This is a genomic window from Rhodophyticola sp. CCM32 (genome assembly GCF_004751985.1).
Lineage (GTDB): Bacteria > Pseudomonadota > Alphaproteobacteria > Rhodobacterales > Rhodobacteraceae > Rhodophyticola.
In genome coordinates this window covers 3,238,955-3,253,227 of sequence record NZ_CP038492.1, presented here as the reverse complement: position 1 = coordinate 3,253,227, position 14,273 = coordinate 3,238,955, and the positions used below count along the sequence as shown (strand labels likewise).

The following is a 14,273-nucleotide window of genomic DNA, read 5'->3' as shown; positions in this document are numbered from 1 at the left end:
AGGAGCATTCCATGAGTGAATATGGAACAGACTGGGCCGCGGCAGAGCAGGCAAAGCGTGAGTGGATGGCCGAAAACAGCCTCTATTCCGAGGCGGATGAACATGCCTCCTGCGGTGTGGGGCTGGTTGTGTCCATCGACGGAACGCCCTCGCGGCAGGTTGTGGAAAACGGGATCAACGCGCTGAAAGCGGTCTGGCATCGCGGCGCTGTGGATGCGGATGGCAAGACCGGGGATGGCGCGGGTATCCATGTGCAGATCCCCGTGCAGTTCTTCTGTGATCAGGTGCGCCGCACCGGGCATGAGCCCGATCTGAGCCGGTTCATGGCCGTGGGGCAGGTGTTTCTGCCCCGCAATGATTTTGGCGCGCAGGAAACCTGCCGGACGATCGTGGAATCCGAGGTTCTGCGCATGGGCTATTACATCTATGGCTGGCGCCATGTGCCGGTGGATGTCTCGGTTCTGGGCGACAAGGCAAATGCCACAAGGCCCGAGATTGAACAGATCATCATCTCGAACACCAAGGATGTGGATGAAGAAACGTTTGAGCGGGAGCTTTACGTCATCCGCCGCCGGATCGAAAAGGCGGCGATCACGGCGGGTGTCGGGCAGCTTTATGTCTGTTCGCTCAGCTGCCGGTCGATCATCTACAAAGGCATGATGCTGGCCCAGGATGTGGCCGAGTTCTACCCGGATCTGAAAGATGAGCGGTTTGAGAGCGCCTTTGCGATCTATCATCAGCGTTATTCCACCAACACCTTTCCGCAATGGTGGCTGGCACAGCCGTTTCGGATGCTGGCCCATAACGGTGAGATCAACACGCTGAAGGGCAATATCAACTGGATGAAAAGCCATGAGATACGGCTGTCTTCCAGCTATTTCGGCGAGATGGCCGAAGATATCAAACCGATCGTGCCGCAGGGGTCGAGCGATTCGGCGGCACTGGATTCGGTGTTCGAGGTGCTGGTGCGCGCCGGGCGGAATGCGCCCATGGCCAAGACCATGCTGGTGCCCGAGGCCTGGTCACAGACCGCGACGGAACTGCCGCAGGCCTGGCATGACATGTATTCCTACTGCAATTCGGTGATGGAACCCTGGGATGGGCCCGCCGCCCTGGCGATGACCGACGGGCGCTGGGTCTGTGCCGGTCTGGACCGGAGCGGTTTGCGGCCGATGCGCTATGTGGTGACCGGTGACGGGCTGATGATTGCGGGTTCCGAGGCCGGAATGGTGCCGGTGGATGAGGCCAGCGTGGTGGAAAAAGGTGCGCTGGGGCCGGGGCAGATGATTGCGGTCGACATGGCCGAACAGACCCTGTTTCACGACCGCGAGATCAAGGATGCCCTGTCCGCTGCCCGGCCTTTTGGCAACTGGGTCAGCAAGATCACCGATCTGGCGGCTGAAACCGACGGGGTGAGCGAGACCGCGCTGTTCAGCGGTGCGGAGCTGCGCAAAAGGCAGATCGCGGCGGGCTATTCGATTGAGGAACTGGAGCAGATTCTGGCGCCCATGGCCGAGGATGCCAAGGAATCGCTGGCCAGCATGGGCGATGATACGCCCTCGGCCGTTTTGTCGGCGCAGTATCGCCCCCTGTCCCATTTCTTCCGGCAGAATTTCAGCCAGGTCACGAACCCGCCAATTGACAGCCTGCGCGAATATCGGGTGATGAGCCTGAAAACCCGGTTCGGCAATCTGAAAAACGTGCTGGATGAAGACAGCAGCCAGACCGAAATTCTGGTATTGGACAGCCCGTTTGTCGGCAACGCCCAGTTCAAGACGATGCTGGCGCAGTTTGGCGACAGCGTGGTGACCATTGATTGCAGCTTTCCCGCCGATGGCGGTCAGGGGGCGTTGCGCGAAGGGTTGCATCGGATCCGGGCAGAGGCAGAGGATGCGGTGCGCTCGGGCGCGGGGCATATCGTGCTGACCGACCGGTTTCAGGGCGACACCCAGGTGGCGATGCCGATGATCCTGGCCACCAGTGCGGTGCATAGCTGGCTGACGCGACATGGGTTGCGGACCTTCTGTTCGCTCAACATACGCTCGGCGGAATGTATCGACCCGCATTATTTCGCGGTTCTTGTGGGCTGTGGCGCGACCACGGTGAATGCCTATCTGGCGCAGGATTCGCTGGCAGACCGGATTGACCGGGGCCTGCTCGACTGCACCCTGACCGAGGCTGTGGCGCGGTATCGCAATGCGATTGACCAGGGCCTGTTGAAGATCATGGCGAAGATGGGGATCAGCGTGATTTCCAGCTATCGCGGCGGTCTGAATTTCGAGGCTGTGGGCCTTTCCCGTGCGATGGTGGCGGAATATTTCCCCGGCATGATTTCCCGGATTTCCGGGATCGGGGTCAGCGGTCTGCAAAAGAAGGTGGAAGAGGTTCATATCCGGGGCTGGCGTGGCGGGCAGGATGTGTTGCCTATCGGTGGGTTCTACAAGGCGCGCCGTTCGGGCGAAAAACATGCCTGGGAAGCGCAGACCATGCATATGTTGCAGGCGGCATGCGACCGGGCAAGTTATGAGCTTTGGAAGCAGTACAGCCAGGCGATGCAGAACAACCCGCCGATCCATCTGCGCGATCTTTTGGATATCAAACCTCTGGGGGAACCGGTGCCGATTGAAGAGGTGGAAAGCATCACCTCGATCCGCAAACGCTTTGTGACGCCGGGCATGTCGCTGGGCGCGCTCAGCCCCGAGGCGCATAAGACACTGAATGTGGCGATGAACCGGATCGGGGCGAAATCCGACAGTGGCGAGGGTGGCGAAGACCCGGCCCATTTCGTGCCGGAACCCAATGGCGACAACCCGTCGGCCAAGATCAAGCAGGTGGCCTCGGGCCGGTTCGGGGTGACCGCCGAATACCTGAACCATTGTGAAGAGCTTGAGATCAAGGTCGCGCAGGGGGCCAAGCCCGGCGAAGGCGGGCAGTTGCCCGGTATGAAAGTGACCGAGCTGATCGCCCGGCTGCGCCATTCGACGCCGGGGGTCATGCTGATCTCTCCACCGCCGCATCACGATATCTATTCAATCGAGGATCTGGCGCAGCTGATCTATGATCTCAAACAGATCAACCCGCGCGCCAGGGTGACGGTGAAACTGGTGGCGTCATCCGGTGTCGGCACGATTGCCGCCGGTGTGGCCAAGGCCAAGGCCGATGTGATCCTGATCTCGGGCCATAATGGCGGCACCGGAGCCTCGCCTGCGACCTCGATCAAATATGCGGGTCTGCCCTGGGAAATGGGCCTGACCGAGGCGCATCAGGTTCTGGCGATGAACAAGCTCAGGGACCGGATCACGCTCAGGACCGATGGCGGGCTGCGCACCGGGCGTGACATTGTCATGGCCGCGATGATGGGGGCCGAGGAATATGGCATCGGCACCGCCGCGCTGATTTCCATGGGCTGTATCATGGTGCGGCAATGCCAGTCGAACACCTGCCCGGTGGGGGTCTGCACGCAGGATGAGAGCCTGCGCGGGAAATTCACCGGCAGCGCCGACAAGGTGGTGAACCTGATCACCTTCTATGCGCAGGAAGTGCGGGAGCTGCTGGCCTCGATCGGGGCGCGGTCTCTGGATGATGTGATCGGCCGGGCGGATCTGCTGACCCAGGTCAGCCGTGGCTCGGCGCATCTGGATGATCTTGACCTGAACCCGCTTCTGATCACCGTCGATGGCGCGGATCAGATTGTCTATGATCGCAACAAACCGCGCAATTCGGTGCCTGATACGCTGGATTCGCAGATCGTGGCCGATGCGGCGCGGTTCCTGAAAGATGGTGAGAAAATGCAGCTGAGCTATGCTGTGCAGAACACGCTGCGCACCATCGGCACACGGACAAGCAGCCATATCGTGCAGGCTTTCGGGATGCGCAACACGTTGCAGCCCGATCATCTGACCGTGATGCTGGAAGGCTCTGCCGGGCAATCCCTGGGCGCGTTCGCGGCACCGGGGCTGAAACTGTCGGTGTCGGGCGATGCCAATGACTATGTCGGCAAGGGGTTGAGCGGCGGGATCGTGGTGGTGAAACCGCCGCAGGTCAGCCCGCTGAAGGCGGATGAGAATACGATTATCGGCAACACGGTGCTGTATGGCGCGACCGATGGCTATCTGTTTGCCGCCGGGCGCGCAGGCGAACGGTTTGCGGTCCGCAATTCAGGCGCAAGGGCGGTGATCGAGGGCTGCGGATCGAATGGCTGTGAGTATATGACCGGCGGGGTTGCTGTGATCCTTGGGTCCATCGGTGCGAATTTCGGTGCCGGCATGACCGGGGGGATGGCATATTTATATGACCCGGATGGGCAGGCCCTGACGAATATGAATCTGGAAACCCTGGTGACCTGTCCGGTGAATATGGACCATTGGGAGGCAGAGCTTAAAACCCTGATCGCGCAGCATGCAGAAGAGACCGGCAGCCGGAAGGCGCTGGATATCCTGCAGCACTGGGCGCTGGAGAGGGGGAATTTCCTTCAGGTCTGCCCCAAGGAGATGCTGGATAAGCTGAGCCATCCTCTGGGCATTGAAGAAACGGCGGTTCCGGCGGAGTGATCGGGGCTTTCCGCCGCCCTCGGGTTAGTATGCATGGGCGGCGGCAGGGCATAAACGGGTCGGGGCGATTTACGGCGTTACGATCTCATCAGCGCCATAGCCCTGAATATACAGAAGGGCGGTCAGGTCGCCGTGATTGATGCGAATGCGGGCCTGTTCCTGCACGGCGGGTTTCGCGTGGAGCGCAACGCCGGTTCCGGCCAATTGCAGCATGCCAAGATCATTGGCGCCATCGCCGACCGCAAGGGTCTCTGCCGGGGTGATGTTCAGCATGGCGGTGATCTCATGCAGGGCCTGCACCTTGGCGTCACGGCCCAGAATGGGGCGCGCGACCTCTCCGCTTAGGGTTCTGTTTTCGGTCAAAAGCGTGTTGGCGCGATGGTCGTCAAAGCCAAGTTCCGCCGCGACTTTGGTGGTGAACGCAGTGAAGCCGCCCGAGACGAGAGACGCATGCGCCCCATGGGCCTTCATCGTCGCCACAAGGGTTTTGCCGCCGGGCATATATGTGATCCGCCGGGCCAGCACCGTGTCGATGACAGAGATATCAAGCCCTTTCAGAAGACCCACGCGGCTGCGCAGCGCCTCTTCAAATTCCAGCTCTCCGTTCATCGCACGCGCCGTGATCGCCGCGACACGCTCCCCGATCCCGGCCTCTGCCGCCAGTTCGTCAATGCATTCCTGACAGATCATGGTGCTGTCCATATCCGCCAGAAGCAGTTTCTTGCGCCGTCCCTCCATGGGCTGGATCACCAGATCAACCCCTTCGGCCTGCAGGCCGTGCCAGATCTGATCTTCATTCTTCGGGCAGCTGGGAATGGGAAATTCGGCGGCCCTGTCCGGGGCAAGCCACAGGATGTCACCACCGCCAAGCGCGTTTCGCAGGCTGTCGACCAGCGCGCGCTCCATATACATTGCGGGATTGGTGAACAGGGTGGCGGTGAACATGGGCGCTCCGGGCCGACACAAGCAGGGAAACCGCATAAAGCACGGACCCGCAAAATTCGCAATTGGTTTTGCCGAAAGGTCTCCTACAGCATGCTGCCTTAAACCTGAGACATCGCGCATCACAAATGTCCCGGGAACGCGAAGCGTGGCAGGGTATTTGTGATTCAAGTTTCAGGCAGGGTGCTTTATGCTTCGCATCGAAAGGTTTTGTTGGTTCGTTGGAGCAAGCTTTTGAGTTTTCGTGATGTCCTTTCGATATTGCTGATGCTGATCTGTATCGGGCTGGGGCTGGTTCACCTGGAACGGCCACGCACCGGGCTGGAGATCCGTCAGACCATGGTCGGGCAGATGCCCGCCACCGTGATGCAGGTGCCGCAGACCCGTGCGCCGGTGGTGGTTCTTGTCCATGGGTTTGCCGGGTCGCGGCAGATGATGCAGCCCTATCAGATGACATTGGCGCGGGCGGGTTACATCACCATCAGCTTCGATTTCGCCGGACATGGGCGCAATCCTCTGCCATCGCCGGATGGTATGATCGGGGGGATGCGGGGACCCGGATGCTGATGGATGACATCGGGCGTATCACGGATGTGGCTTTGGCCCTGCCGGGCGCGGATGGGCGCGTGGCGCTTCTGGGGCACTCGATGGCGTCTGCCGGTGTTCTGCGGCAGGCGCGGGTCGATGATCGTGTGGCGGCCGTCATCCTGCTATCCCCGGTTTCACAGATGACCCCCGCAGAATTGTCAGAGAATGTGCTGATCATCAGCGGTGTCTGGGATGCCGTATCGGAGGCCGGAACACAGCAGATTATGGCCGCACAGGGTGCAGAAGAGGGGGCGCCTTCGGGCGCGCCGGGCAATGGCCAGGCGCGCCGGGCGTTTGTTGCGCCGATGGCGGAACATGTAGGCGTTTTGTATTCCGGCACGGGCATGGGGGCCGCGCGGGACTGGCTGAATACCAGTTTCGACCGGGAGTATCGCAGCCAGGTGGCGGCGTTTGGCAGGCCTGTTCTGTTCACGCTGCTGGGGATCGTGCTGTTGGGGATCCCGCTGGCAAGGGTGCTGCCCGAGGGGCGGCCTGTGCCCGAGGTGCCGACAGGGGCGTTCTGGACGCTGATCCTTGTGCCATTGATCCTGACACCCTTGATCCTTTCCCTCGTGGAGATACGGGTTTTCCCGGTTCTGGGGGTCGATTATCTGGCCCTGCATCTTGCGATTTACGGGGCCTTGATGCTGGCCGGGCTTGCGGTTGAGGGGGATTTGCCAAAACAACAAGGTTGGTGGATCGGTCTGTTCCTGGCCGCCTATGGGCTGCTTGTTTTCGGCGGTGTGCTTGACCGGTATGTGCTGAGTTTCTGGCCCAATGCCGAGCGTCTGCCAATCCTGTGTGCGCTTCTGCCGGGCGCGGGCCTGTTGATGGTGGCCGATGCGGCCTTGCTGCAGGGGGGAACTGCGCGGCTTTGGCGCTTCTGGGTGGCGCGGCTGGTGTTTCTGGTCTCCCTATGGGGGACGATTGCGCTGGATGCGGAGCGGATGGGCGTTCTGATCATTCTTCTGCCGGTGATCGGGGTTTTCTATCTCAGCTTCGGGGTGATGGGGGGCTGCGTAGGGCGGCGGACCGGGTCGGTCATGGGGATGGGTCTGGGCCTTGGTGTTCTTCTGGCCTGGGTTCTGGCGGTGACGCTGCCCATGGTTTCAGGCGGGACCTGAACCACCCTGCCTTAGACTTGCATCACAAATACCCTGCCACGCTTTGCGGTCCCGGGACATTTGTGATGAGTGATGTCTCAGGTGTAAGGCAGCATGCTGTAATTGACCCGAACCTTCTATTCATACCCGGTCATTTCCAGATATCCGCGCCCCTCATGGCTGCCGGTGACGCGGATCGGCCCTTCCCAATAGGGAAAGCTGGTGCCCATCCAGCTTTGCGGGTTCAGTGCTGTGGTCCGGATATCGACATCGCGGTCAGCCAGTTCCACACGCCATTCTGTCGGCATGTCCCGGCCCGCGACCGCCCTGTTCCGCAAGGGCGTCAGCACCAGCGCGCCATCGGGATAGGCGGTGGTTGTGCCGTCTGGGGCGATCCATGTGGCGGATGTATAGGTGGGCCGGATGGCCGAACGCAGGGCGAACCCCATCAGCCGCGCGCCGCTTTCAAACCGGATCGAAAACCAGTCCCACCCGGTCTGATCGGCAGACAGGGGCTGGGACGACCATTCGCGGTCCAGCCAGGCATTGCCGGTCACCTCCACCGGGCCATCCGGCAGGGTCAATGTGCCGGTCACCTGGTAAAAGGGTTGCGAATAATAATAGCTGGATCGCCCATCGGCGGATTTCACCGAATAGCCGCCCGCACCCTGAAAGATCAGCGGGCCTGTGGCCTCCAGCGCCAGATCATAGGAAAACTCCGCCCCGCGTGCGGTCAGATCAAGGGTTGAAAGGGCATCAGCGCCTTCCGATGCGGTTGACATCATCGCCCAATCGTCGATCCAGGCCTCGAACGGGGCGGCGGTGACACCGGCCTGCCCGATGCCGCCACGGGCCAGACGCTCGGCATGGAAATGGGCGGTTTCGGTGGTCAGGCCGGCATGGCCCATCCAAAGCTGGGCAGGGGTCCAGCCGCTGGCCTCTTCCGGGCTGAGGCCAGAGCGGAACAGCGTCCATTGAATGCCATATTCCTGCCCGGCAGCGTCAGAGAGAGTGGCGGTCAGATACCACCATTCGATGCGGTATTCCGGGTGGGACCCGTGATCCGCCGGAAAAGAGAAGACCGGGTTCGGGGCGGGTGCGGCAAAGCCGTCGGCATTGCTCCCCAGACCCGCAAAACCCTGCGACAAAGCCGGGCCTGCCATCAGACACAGCACAAGGAGGCCTGCTTTACCGTTCATCGGCAAAGACCTTGAGAAGGGTGCCCGGTGCGATGCGGGCCAGACGCCAGGCAGGCCAGGCGGCGGCCAGCATTCCGGCCAGCAAGGCAGAAAACCCAAGGCGCAGCCAGTCGCCGGGGAAAAGCCGCATCGGCAGGCGCCAGCCAAAGGCCTCCACATTGACGATCGTCAGAAGAACCCAGGCAAGGGCCAGACCGACGGGGATGGACAATGCGAAGGTCAGAAGCGTCAACAGCACGGTGCGGGTAAACTCGGCCCGGGCCAGTGTGGCGCGGGTCTGGCCCAGCACCCAGACCGGCGCAAGCTGCGGCAGCCGCATGCCCGCCAGCGTCAGAAGGCTGGTCAGAAGCGCAAACCCGGCCACCCCGAGGGTCAGGATATTCAGCGCGCCGGTGACCAGGAATGTCTGTTCAAAGATGCGCAGCGAGACCTGTTTGATCTGGTCCTGATTGATCACATTCCCGCCGGGCAGATCAAACCGGCTCCGGATCGCCTCGGCCAGATCGGGGGCGCGGTCAGGGGCGATGCGGATCGCCATGCGCAGCTGTGGCAGATCGGGGAAGGTTTCGGTGAAAAGTGCCAACCCGATGATCGCCTGACCTTCCGGGTTGCCGTAATCGGAATAGATGCCCGCGATAGGCAGGGTCCAGCCCGGGCGCAGGGTGACGGTGTCGCCGATGCCCAGCCCCTCGCGCCGGGACAGTTGTTCGTTGATCAATGCGGCCCGCCCGCTGGCAATATCGGCCCAGACATCAGGCATGGCGGACAGAAGCGGCCAGTTGTCACGATATGTCGCATGATCGGCGATGCCATAAATCTCTCCGGGGCGATCATAAAGCCGGGCAGGGGTTGAGATGATGGGCAGGATGGCATCGGTCTCGGGGGCCAGGGCGGTCCGAAGGGCTGCGGCCTCCTCCGGCGTGCGGGCGGTGACGTAAAGCTCGGACGCCAGACGTTGATCCAGCCAGCCGATGAAGGTGCCGCGGAAAGAGCCGACCATGGTCGAGACACCGATATTCGCGGCCAGCGCCAGCAGCAGCGCCATCAGGGCCATGGACAGGCCGGGAAGCTGCTGCCTGGTATCGGCCAGAAGCCATGCGCGGAAAGCTGTGGTCGCCAGCCGGGTGCTGAGATGCAGCAGCAGGGTCAGAAGCGAAGGCAGTGCCAGCGCCGCCCCGATCATCAGGCCCGCCAGACAGGCAAACCCGGCGACCAGCCCGCTGCCGAAAAGCGCAAGAAGCCCCGCCGCCGCGAAAAGCGCGAGGGCAATCCCGGATTGTGCGCGCATGGTCTGGCCCGATGCCATGGCCCAGGCGCGGGGCTGGGCCGGGGCCAGAAGCGGCAGGCGTGCGACACGCAGCAATGCCTGTGCCGAGGCCGCTACCGTGCCGATCAGGGCGATGCCCATGGCGGCGGCGGCCCAGGCGGGCTGAAAGGCCAATTGCCCCGAAATCTCGGCCCCGTAGAGGCCTCGCAATGTGCCTGCCACGCCGGGCAGAAGGGCTGCGGCGATGGCATAGCCCAGGGCGATGCCAATCAGCCCCGAGATCAGGGCAAACCCGGTCAGTTCCAGCATCAGCAGGGCCACAAGCCGGCCAAGCGGCAGACCAAGCGCACGCAGGGTGCGAAAACTGCTGCGGCGCTGTTCAAACGCCAGACCGATGGCGGCATGCACGATGAACAACCCGACCGCAAAGGCCAGCAGCCCGAAAGCGGTGAGGTTCAGGTGGAAACTGTCGGTCAGCCGGGTCGGATCGGGGCCTGATTGCGGCGCTGACAGGGTCAGGCCCGGCGCGGCCCCGGCCAGTGGTGGCAGGCCAGCGGGCTGTGCCGGGGCGACCAGCAGATAAGACGGATCAGACTGATCGCTGAGCCGGGCGGCGGTGGCGATATCGGTCAGCGCCATGCCCGGGGCAAGGCCGTTCACGGTGATCAGCGGTGGCAGATCGGGGGGCAGCGGGCGCTCTGCGGTTTCGGGCGCGATCAGCAGGCGACCGGGGGGTGTAAGGAAAGCGTCGAATGAGACCGCGCCGCTGGTCAGCGCCGGGGGCTGCGCTTGTGCAGGTGCGGTCAGCGGGTCCAGCCCCAGCAGGCGCAGACGGGCGCCGGGGCTGTGCAGCTCGGCCGTGATCACCGGCGAGACCTGATACCCGGCCCGGCGCAGGGCCACATAATCGGCCAGTGGGATCGCGGTGCCATCGGGCCGGGTCAGACGGGCCAGCTGGTTCTGGCCCAGAACCGCGGCGGCCCGGTCATAGGAGACGCGGGCCTCGGCATTGATCGCCTGCACCCCCGACCAAAGTGCGGTGGCCAGGGCCAGCCCCAGTATCAGGGTCAGGCATTGCCCCGGATGCCGCCGCCAATGGGACAGGAGTGTGCCCAGCGCAGGCCCGGTCATTCGGCGGACCGGTCGGGTTTTGCCTCTGTCAGGTGGCCCTTGGTCAGATGAATACGCCGCGCCAGACGGGCGGCCAGACGGGTGGAATGGGTCACCATCAGAATGGCGGTGCCGGTTTCACGGGCAAGGTCCAGCAGAAGGTCCAGCACAGCGTCGCCGGTTGTCTCATCCAGATTTCCCGTAGGCTCATCGGCCAGAACCAGGCGCGGCCGCGCGGCCAGCGTGCGCCCGATCGCAACCCGCTGCTGCTGCCCGCCGGACAATTGTTCAGGGTAGCGCGCCAGACAGGCCGACAGGCCCAGCCTTTCAACCAGTTCTGCCGTCCATCTGGCGTCATGACGGCCCGCAAGCCGCGCCTGAAACGCAAGGTTCTGCGCCACGGTCAGCGACGGGATCAGGTTGAATTGCTGGAAAATCAGACCCACCACATCGCGCCGCACCCGGGCCAGCCCCGCATCGTCCAGACCGGCCAGTTCTGTCCCGTCGATGAGGATCTGCCCCTGATCGGCGGCATCCAGCCCGCCAATCAGATGCAAAAGCGTGCTTTTGCCCGATCCGCTTTCCCCGGTCAGCGCCAGGGTGTCGCCGGGGGCCATGGATACAGAGACACCGTTCAGCACCGGCAGCGGCCCATCTTCGGTCGCAAAGGTTTTGTGGAGGTCGATGACAGTCAGCACTGGTGGCCTCTCGGAACAGGGTATCCTGACTAAGCTAGAGCATTTTGCAGATGGATTGAATCGAAAGCCGCGGCTTTCGGTTCCGGGTGTGGGCGAGGCTGTGACAAGGCGCGATCTCCGGCGTGCAGCGGGCTTTCTTTCAAGCATACCGGATGGGTGAGAACCCTCGGACAGCACGGTTCCGCAACCCGGGACGTCAGGGGCTGACAGCAGCATTTTTGTCTGGCTCCCCGGATGGTTGTGCCCCCGCCGATTGACCTTATGTAAGCTGAGCCGTTCGGTCTGAATTGAGGTGAGGATGGGCGTTCAGAATACACAGGCCTGGTATATGCAGGCCGCGCTCAGCTCTGCCCGTTTGCCTGTGGCCGGGGCCGCGCCACTGCTGCGGGCCGATTATTTTGAACTTGAGGCAGGGCCGCTTGAACCGGTGCGCCTGCCGGATCATTGCCTGCTGATCCCGCTGCAATCTGAACCGGCGCGGGGCGTGTTTCACCGTGCCGGGCAACGCAACCGGGTGCATCTGCCCCCGGGCGGGCTGATCGCCGCCCCGGCCGGTGCCGATTTCAGTTGTGACTGGCATGGGCCGGTCAGCCTGCTGATGATCCGGGTTGATCCGGACCGGATACAGTCTTTCGTGCGGGGGGATTTGCGCATTCTGGCCATCGGGTCGCATATCGATGATGGCGGGGTGCTGACGGATACGGAACTGCACAACTGGGCCCTGCAAATGAAGACCGCGCTGGCAGAGCCGGGTCTGGGTCAGCCGGTGCTGTTTGAGGCGCTGGCCCGGGTGTTTCTGGTCACCCTTGCGCGGCGCTATCTGATCACCGATGGCGCCCCGGTTGCCGAGACCGGTGGCCTGACATCGCAACAATATGCGCGTCTTCTTGAATATATCGACGGACGCATTCACCAGACGCTGCGCACGCCCGATATGGCCCAGCATCTTGGCATGTCAGATTCCGCCCTGGGCCGGGCCGTCAAGCAAAGCGCCGGTGTCACGCCCCAGGCCTTGGTCATGCAGCGCCGTCTGGAGGTGGCGAAAACGCAGCTGCGCCGCCCGGGCCTGTCCCTTGGGGCGATTGCCCTGGCCACGGGGTTTGCCGATCAGGCGCATCTGTCGCGCAGCTTCAAGGCGGCGGAAGGCATGACACCCTCGGCCTATCGCAAACAGGCGGTTTCGGGCCCAAAATTGAACGGGTATCCTTGATTCATGGTTTATTGAGCGTCATTGGCGCATCGCTCACAGGTGTGGACTCTGATTGACGCATACGGGAATTCCGTATATTCACTCTGTGATCAACCGCTTCGATCCGACCAAGGATTCCATCAATCTCAGAGACACAAGCTCTCTCATCGGGACTGTTGCATTAAACGGCTCTTTTGGTCATGTTTTGGCATTTAATCTGAATCGAAATTCACTGCCTCCGAGGCAGCAAGCTACTGATCTATAACCCCACCTTCGATGCGCGATGGTGCATCATAAAACGATGTTGCTATAGTCTCAGAACCGCTCGGCGCGCAGCACCTCGCAATCGACCACGCTGACAACACCGATATGGCGTTCAACCACGCTGAAGGCGGCTTCCAGCAGGTCATCAAGCTTTTCAGGCCGGATGATGCAGACAAAGCTGACCATCCCGCCCGCGCGGCTGACCTGACCCTCACGGCTCCACCGGCCCGACCGGCCCGAACCGCCATTGACCGGCAAAATCGTGAACCCGGTCACACCGGCCTCAATCAGCACGTCGGATAATCGGCTTTCCATCACCGATTCAATGGCGATTTCCACACGTTTGGCCTTGTGGGTCTGCATGATGGTCAACCTCCGGTCACAGCACGGGCAATCGCCAGATAGATCGGGATGCCGATGGTCAGGTTAAACGGAAACGTCACCCCAAGCGACAGGGTCAGATAAATCGATGGGTTCGCCTCGGGCAGGGCCACGCGCATGGCGGCCGGCACTGCGATGTAAGAGGCCGATGCCGACAATGTCATGAACAGCAGCACACCGCCCGTCGAAAGGCCGATCAGCAACCCGGCGGCCAGCCCGAACATGCTGCCGATCAGCGGCATCAGCATGCCGAACAGAAACAGCGGCAGGCGCAGAACCCCCTTGGCCTGCCGCAAGCCCCGGCCCGCGACCAGACCCATATCCAGCAGGAACAGGCACAATACCCCCTGAAACGGCGCAACGATGAAACTGGCGATCAGGTCCAGCCCCTCCTGCCCGGTGATCAGCCCGATCAGGAAAGACCCGATCAGCAGCACAATCGACCCGTTCAGCAGAATCTCGCGGATCAGCCCCGGCGTCATCCCCCCCTGGCCCGCCTTGCCAAACCGCGCAATCAGCCACAGGGCTGAAAGGATTGCGGGCGCCTCCATCATCGCGGCGACGGCAACCATATATCCCTCGCTGGTCAGCCCGATACTGGTGATCACCGAACTTGCAGCGACAAAGGTCACGATCGAGATGGACCCGTAATGCCCCGCAACCGCGGCCGCATCGGTCACGCCAAGCCCGGTCATCATGCGCAGCATCCCAAAGGCCAAAAATGGAATGACAAAAGACAATATCGCACCCGCAAACAGCGACAGGACCAGCGTTGCATCCAGCCCGTGGGTGGCCACACTGGCCCCGCCCTTGAACCCGATGGCAAACAACAGATAGAGCGACATGCCCTTGGCCACAGCCTCGGGCACCGACAGATCAGACCGGGCAAAGGCTGCGGCCATGCCCAATGCGAAGAACAGGATGATCGGGGAGATCAGATTGTCTGCGGCCAGTGTCAGTATTCCGCCCATAAACCCGCCTT

The 14,273-nt window shown here is 62.3% G+C and carries 10 protein-coding genes; 4 read left to right on the top strand and 6 right to left on the bottom strand.

Going from position 1 to position 14,273, the window contains the following annotated elements; translation table 11 throughout:
- Window positions 1-11 precede the first annotated feature (11 nt).
- Complete coding sequence (gltB, locus tag E2K80_RS15865) at window positions 12-4,550, top strand: glutamate synthase large subunit (RefSeq protein WP_135375876.1); 4,539 nt, start codon at window positions 12-14, stop codon at window positions 4,548-4,550.
- Window positions 4,551-4,619: 69 nt separating this feature from the next.
- Here gltB and serB read toward each other — a convergent pair whose 3' ends face one another.
- Window positions 4,620-5,495, bottom strand: coding sequence for a phosphoserine phosphatase SerB (gene serB, locus E2K80_RS15860; protein WP_135375875.1), 876 nt, complete (start codon window positions 5,493-5,495; stop codon window positions 4,620-4,622).
- A gap of 231 nt (window positions 5,496-5,726) precedes the next feature.
- Here serB and E2K80_RS15855 point away from each other — a divergent pair, with 231 nt between their 5' ends.
- Together E2K80_RS15855 and E2K80_RS15850 are read left to right on the top strand one after the other, a co-directional pair.
- Complete coding sequence (locus E2K80_RS15855) at window positions 5,727-6,059, top strand: hypothetical protein (RefSeq protein WP_135375874.1); 333 nt, start codon at window positions 5,727-5,729, stop codon at window positions 6,057-6,059.
- Window positions 6,053-7,204, top strand: a complete 1,152-nt coding sequence (locus tag E2K80_RS15850) for an alpha/beta hydrolase (RefSeq protein ID WP_135375873.1) — start codon at window positions 6,053-6,055, stop codon at window positions 7,202-7,204. The genes E2K80_RS15855 and E2K80_RS15850 overlap by 7 nt, the downstream gene beginning before the upstream one ends.
- Window positions 7,205-7,320: 116 nt before the next feature.
- Here the strand turns inward: E2K80_RS15850 and E2K80_RS15845 are convergent, their stop codons facing one another.
- Genes E2K80_RS15845 through E2K80_RS15835 form a run of 3 tightly spaced genes read right to left on the bottom strand, consistent with a single transcriptional unit; the run spans window position 7,321 to window position 11,457 of the window.
- The gene (locus tag E2K80_RS15845; protein ID WP_135375872.1) at window positions 7,321-8,382 is read right to left on the bottom strand and encodes a lipocalin-like domain-containing protein; all 1,062 of its coding nucleotides are present in this window, start codon (window positions 8,380-8,382) and stop codon (window positions 7,321-7,323) included.
- A complete protein-coding gene (locus tag E2K80_RS15840; RefSeq protein WP_135375871.1) occupies window positions 8,372-10,780 on the bottom strand; it encodes an ABC transporter permease in 2,409 nt (802 codons plus the stop codon). Before E2K80_RS15840 ends, E2K80_RS15845 begins: the two co-directional genes overlap by 11 nt.
- Entirely contained in the window at window positions 10,777-11,457 is a 681-nt protein-coding gene (locus E2K80_RS15835; RefSeq protein ID WP_238475563.1) for an ABC transporter ATP-binding protein, read from the bottom strand. The genes E2K80_RS15840 and E2K80_RS15835 overlap by 4 nt, the downstream gene beginning before the upstream one ends.
- Window positions 11,458-11,755: 298 nt before the next feature.
- Between E2K80_RS15835 and E2K80_RS15830 the strand changes: the two genes are divergently transcribed.
- On the top strand, window positions 11,756-12,667 hold the full coding sequence (locus E2K80_RS15830) for a helix-turn-helix domain-containing protein (RefSeq protein ID WP_135375870.1): 912 nt from the start codon (window positions 11,756-11,758) through the stop codon (window positions 12,665-12,667).
- A 294-nt stretch (window positions 12,668-12,961) separates the two neighbouring features.
- On the opposite strand, the gene E2K80_RS15825 is transcribed toward E2K80_RS15830, so the two are convergent.
- Both E2K80_RS15825 and E2K80_RS15820 read right to left on the bottom strand, forming a co-directional pair.
- On the bottom strand, window positions 12,962-13,273 hold the full coding sequence (locus tag E2K80_RS15825) for a P-II family nitrogen regulator (RefSeq protein WP_135375869.1): 312 nt from the start codon (window positions 13,271-13,273) through the stop codon (window positions 12,962-12,964).
- A gap of 5 nt (window positions 13,274-13,278) precedes the next feature.
- Window positions 13,279-14,262: a sodium-dependent bicarbonate transport family permease gene (locus tag E2K80_RS15820; protein WP_135375868.1), complete on the bottom strand. Its 984-nt coding sequence runs from the start codon at window positions 14,260-14,262 to the stop codon at window positions 13,279-13,281.
- Window positions 14,263-14,273: the final 11 nt, after the last annotated feature.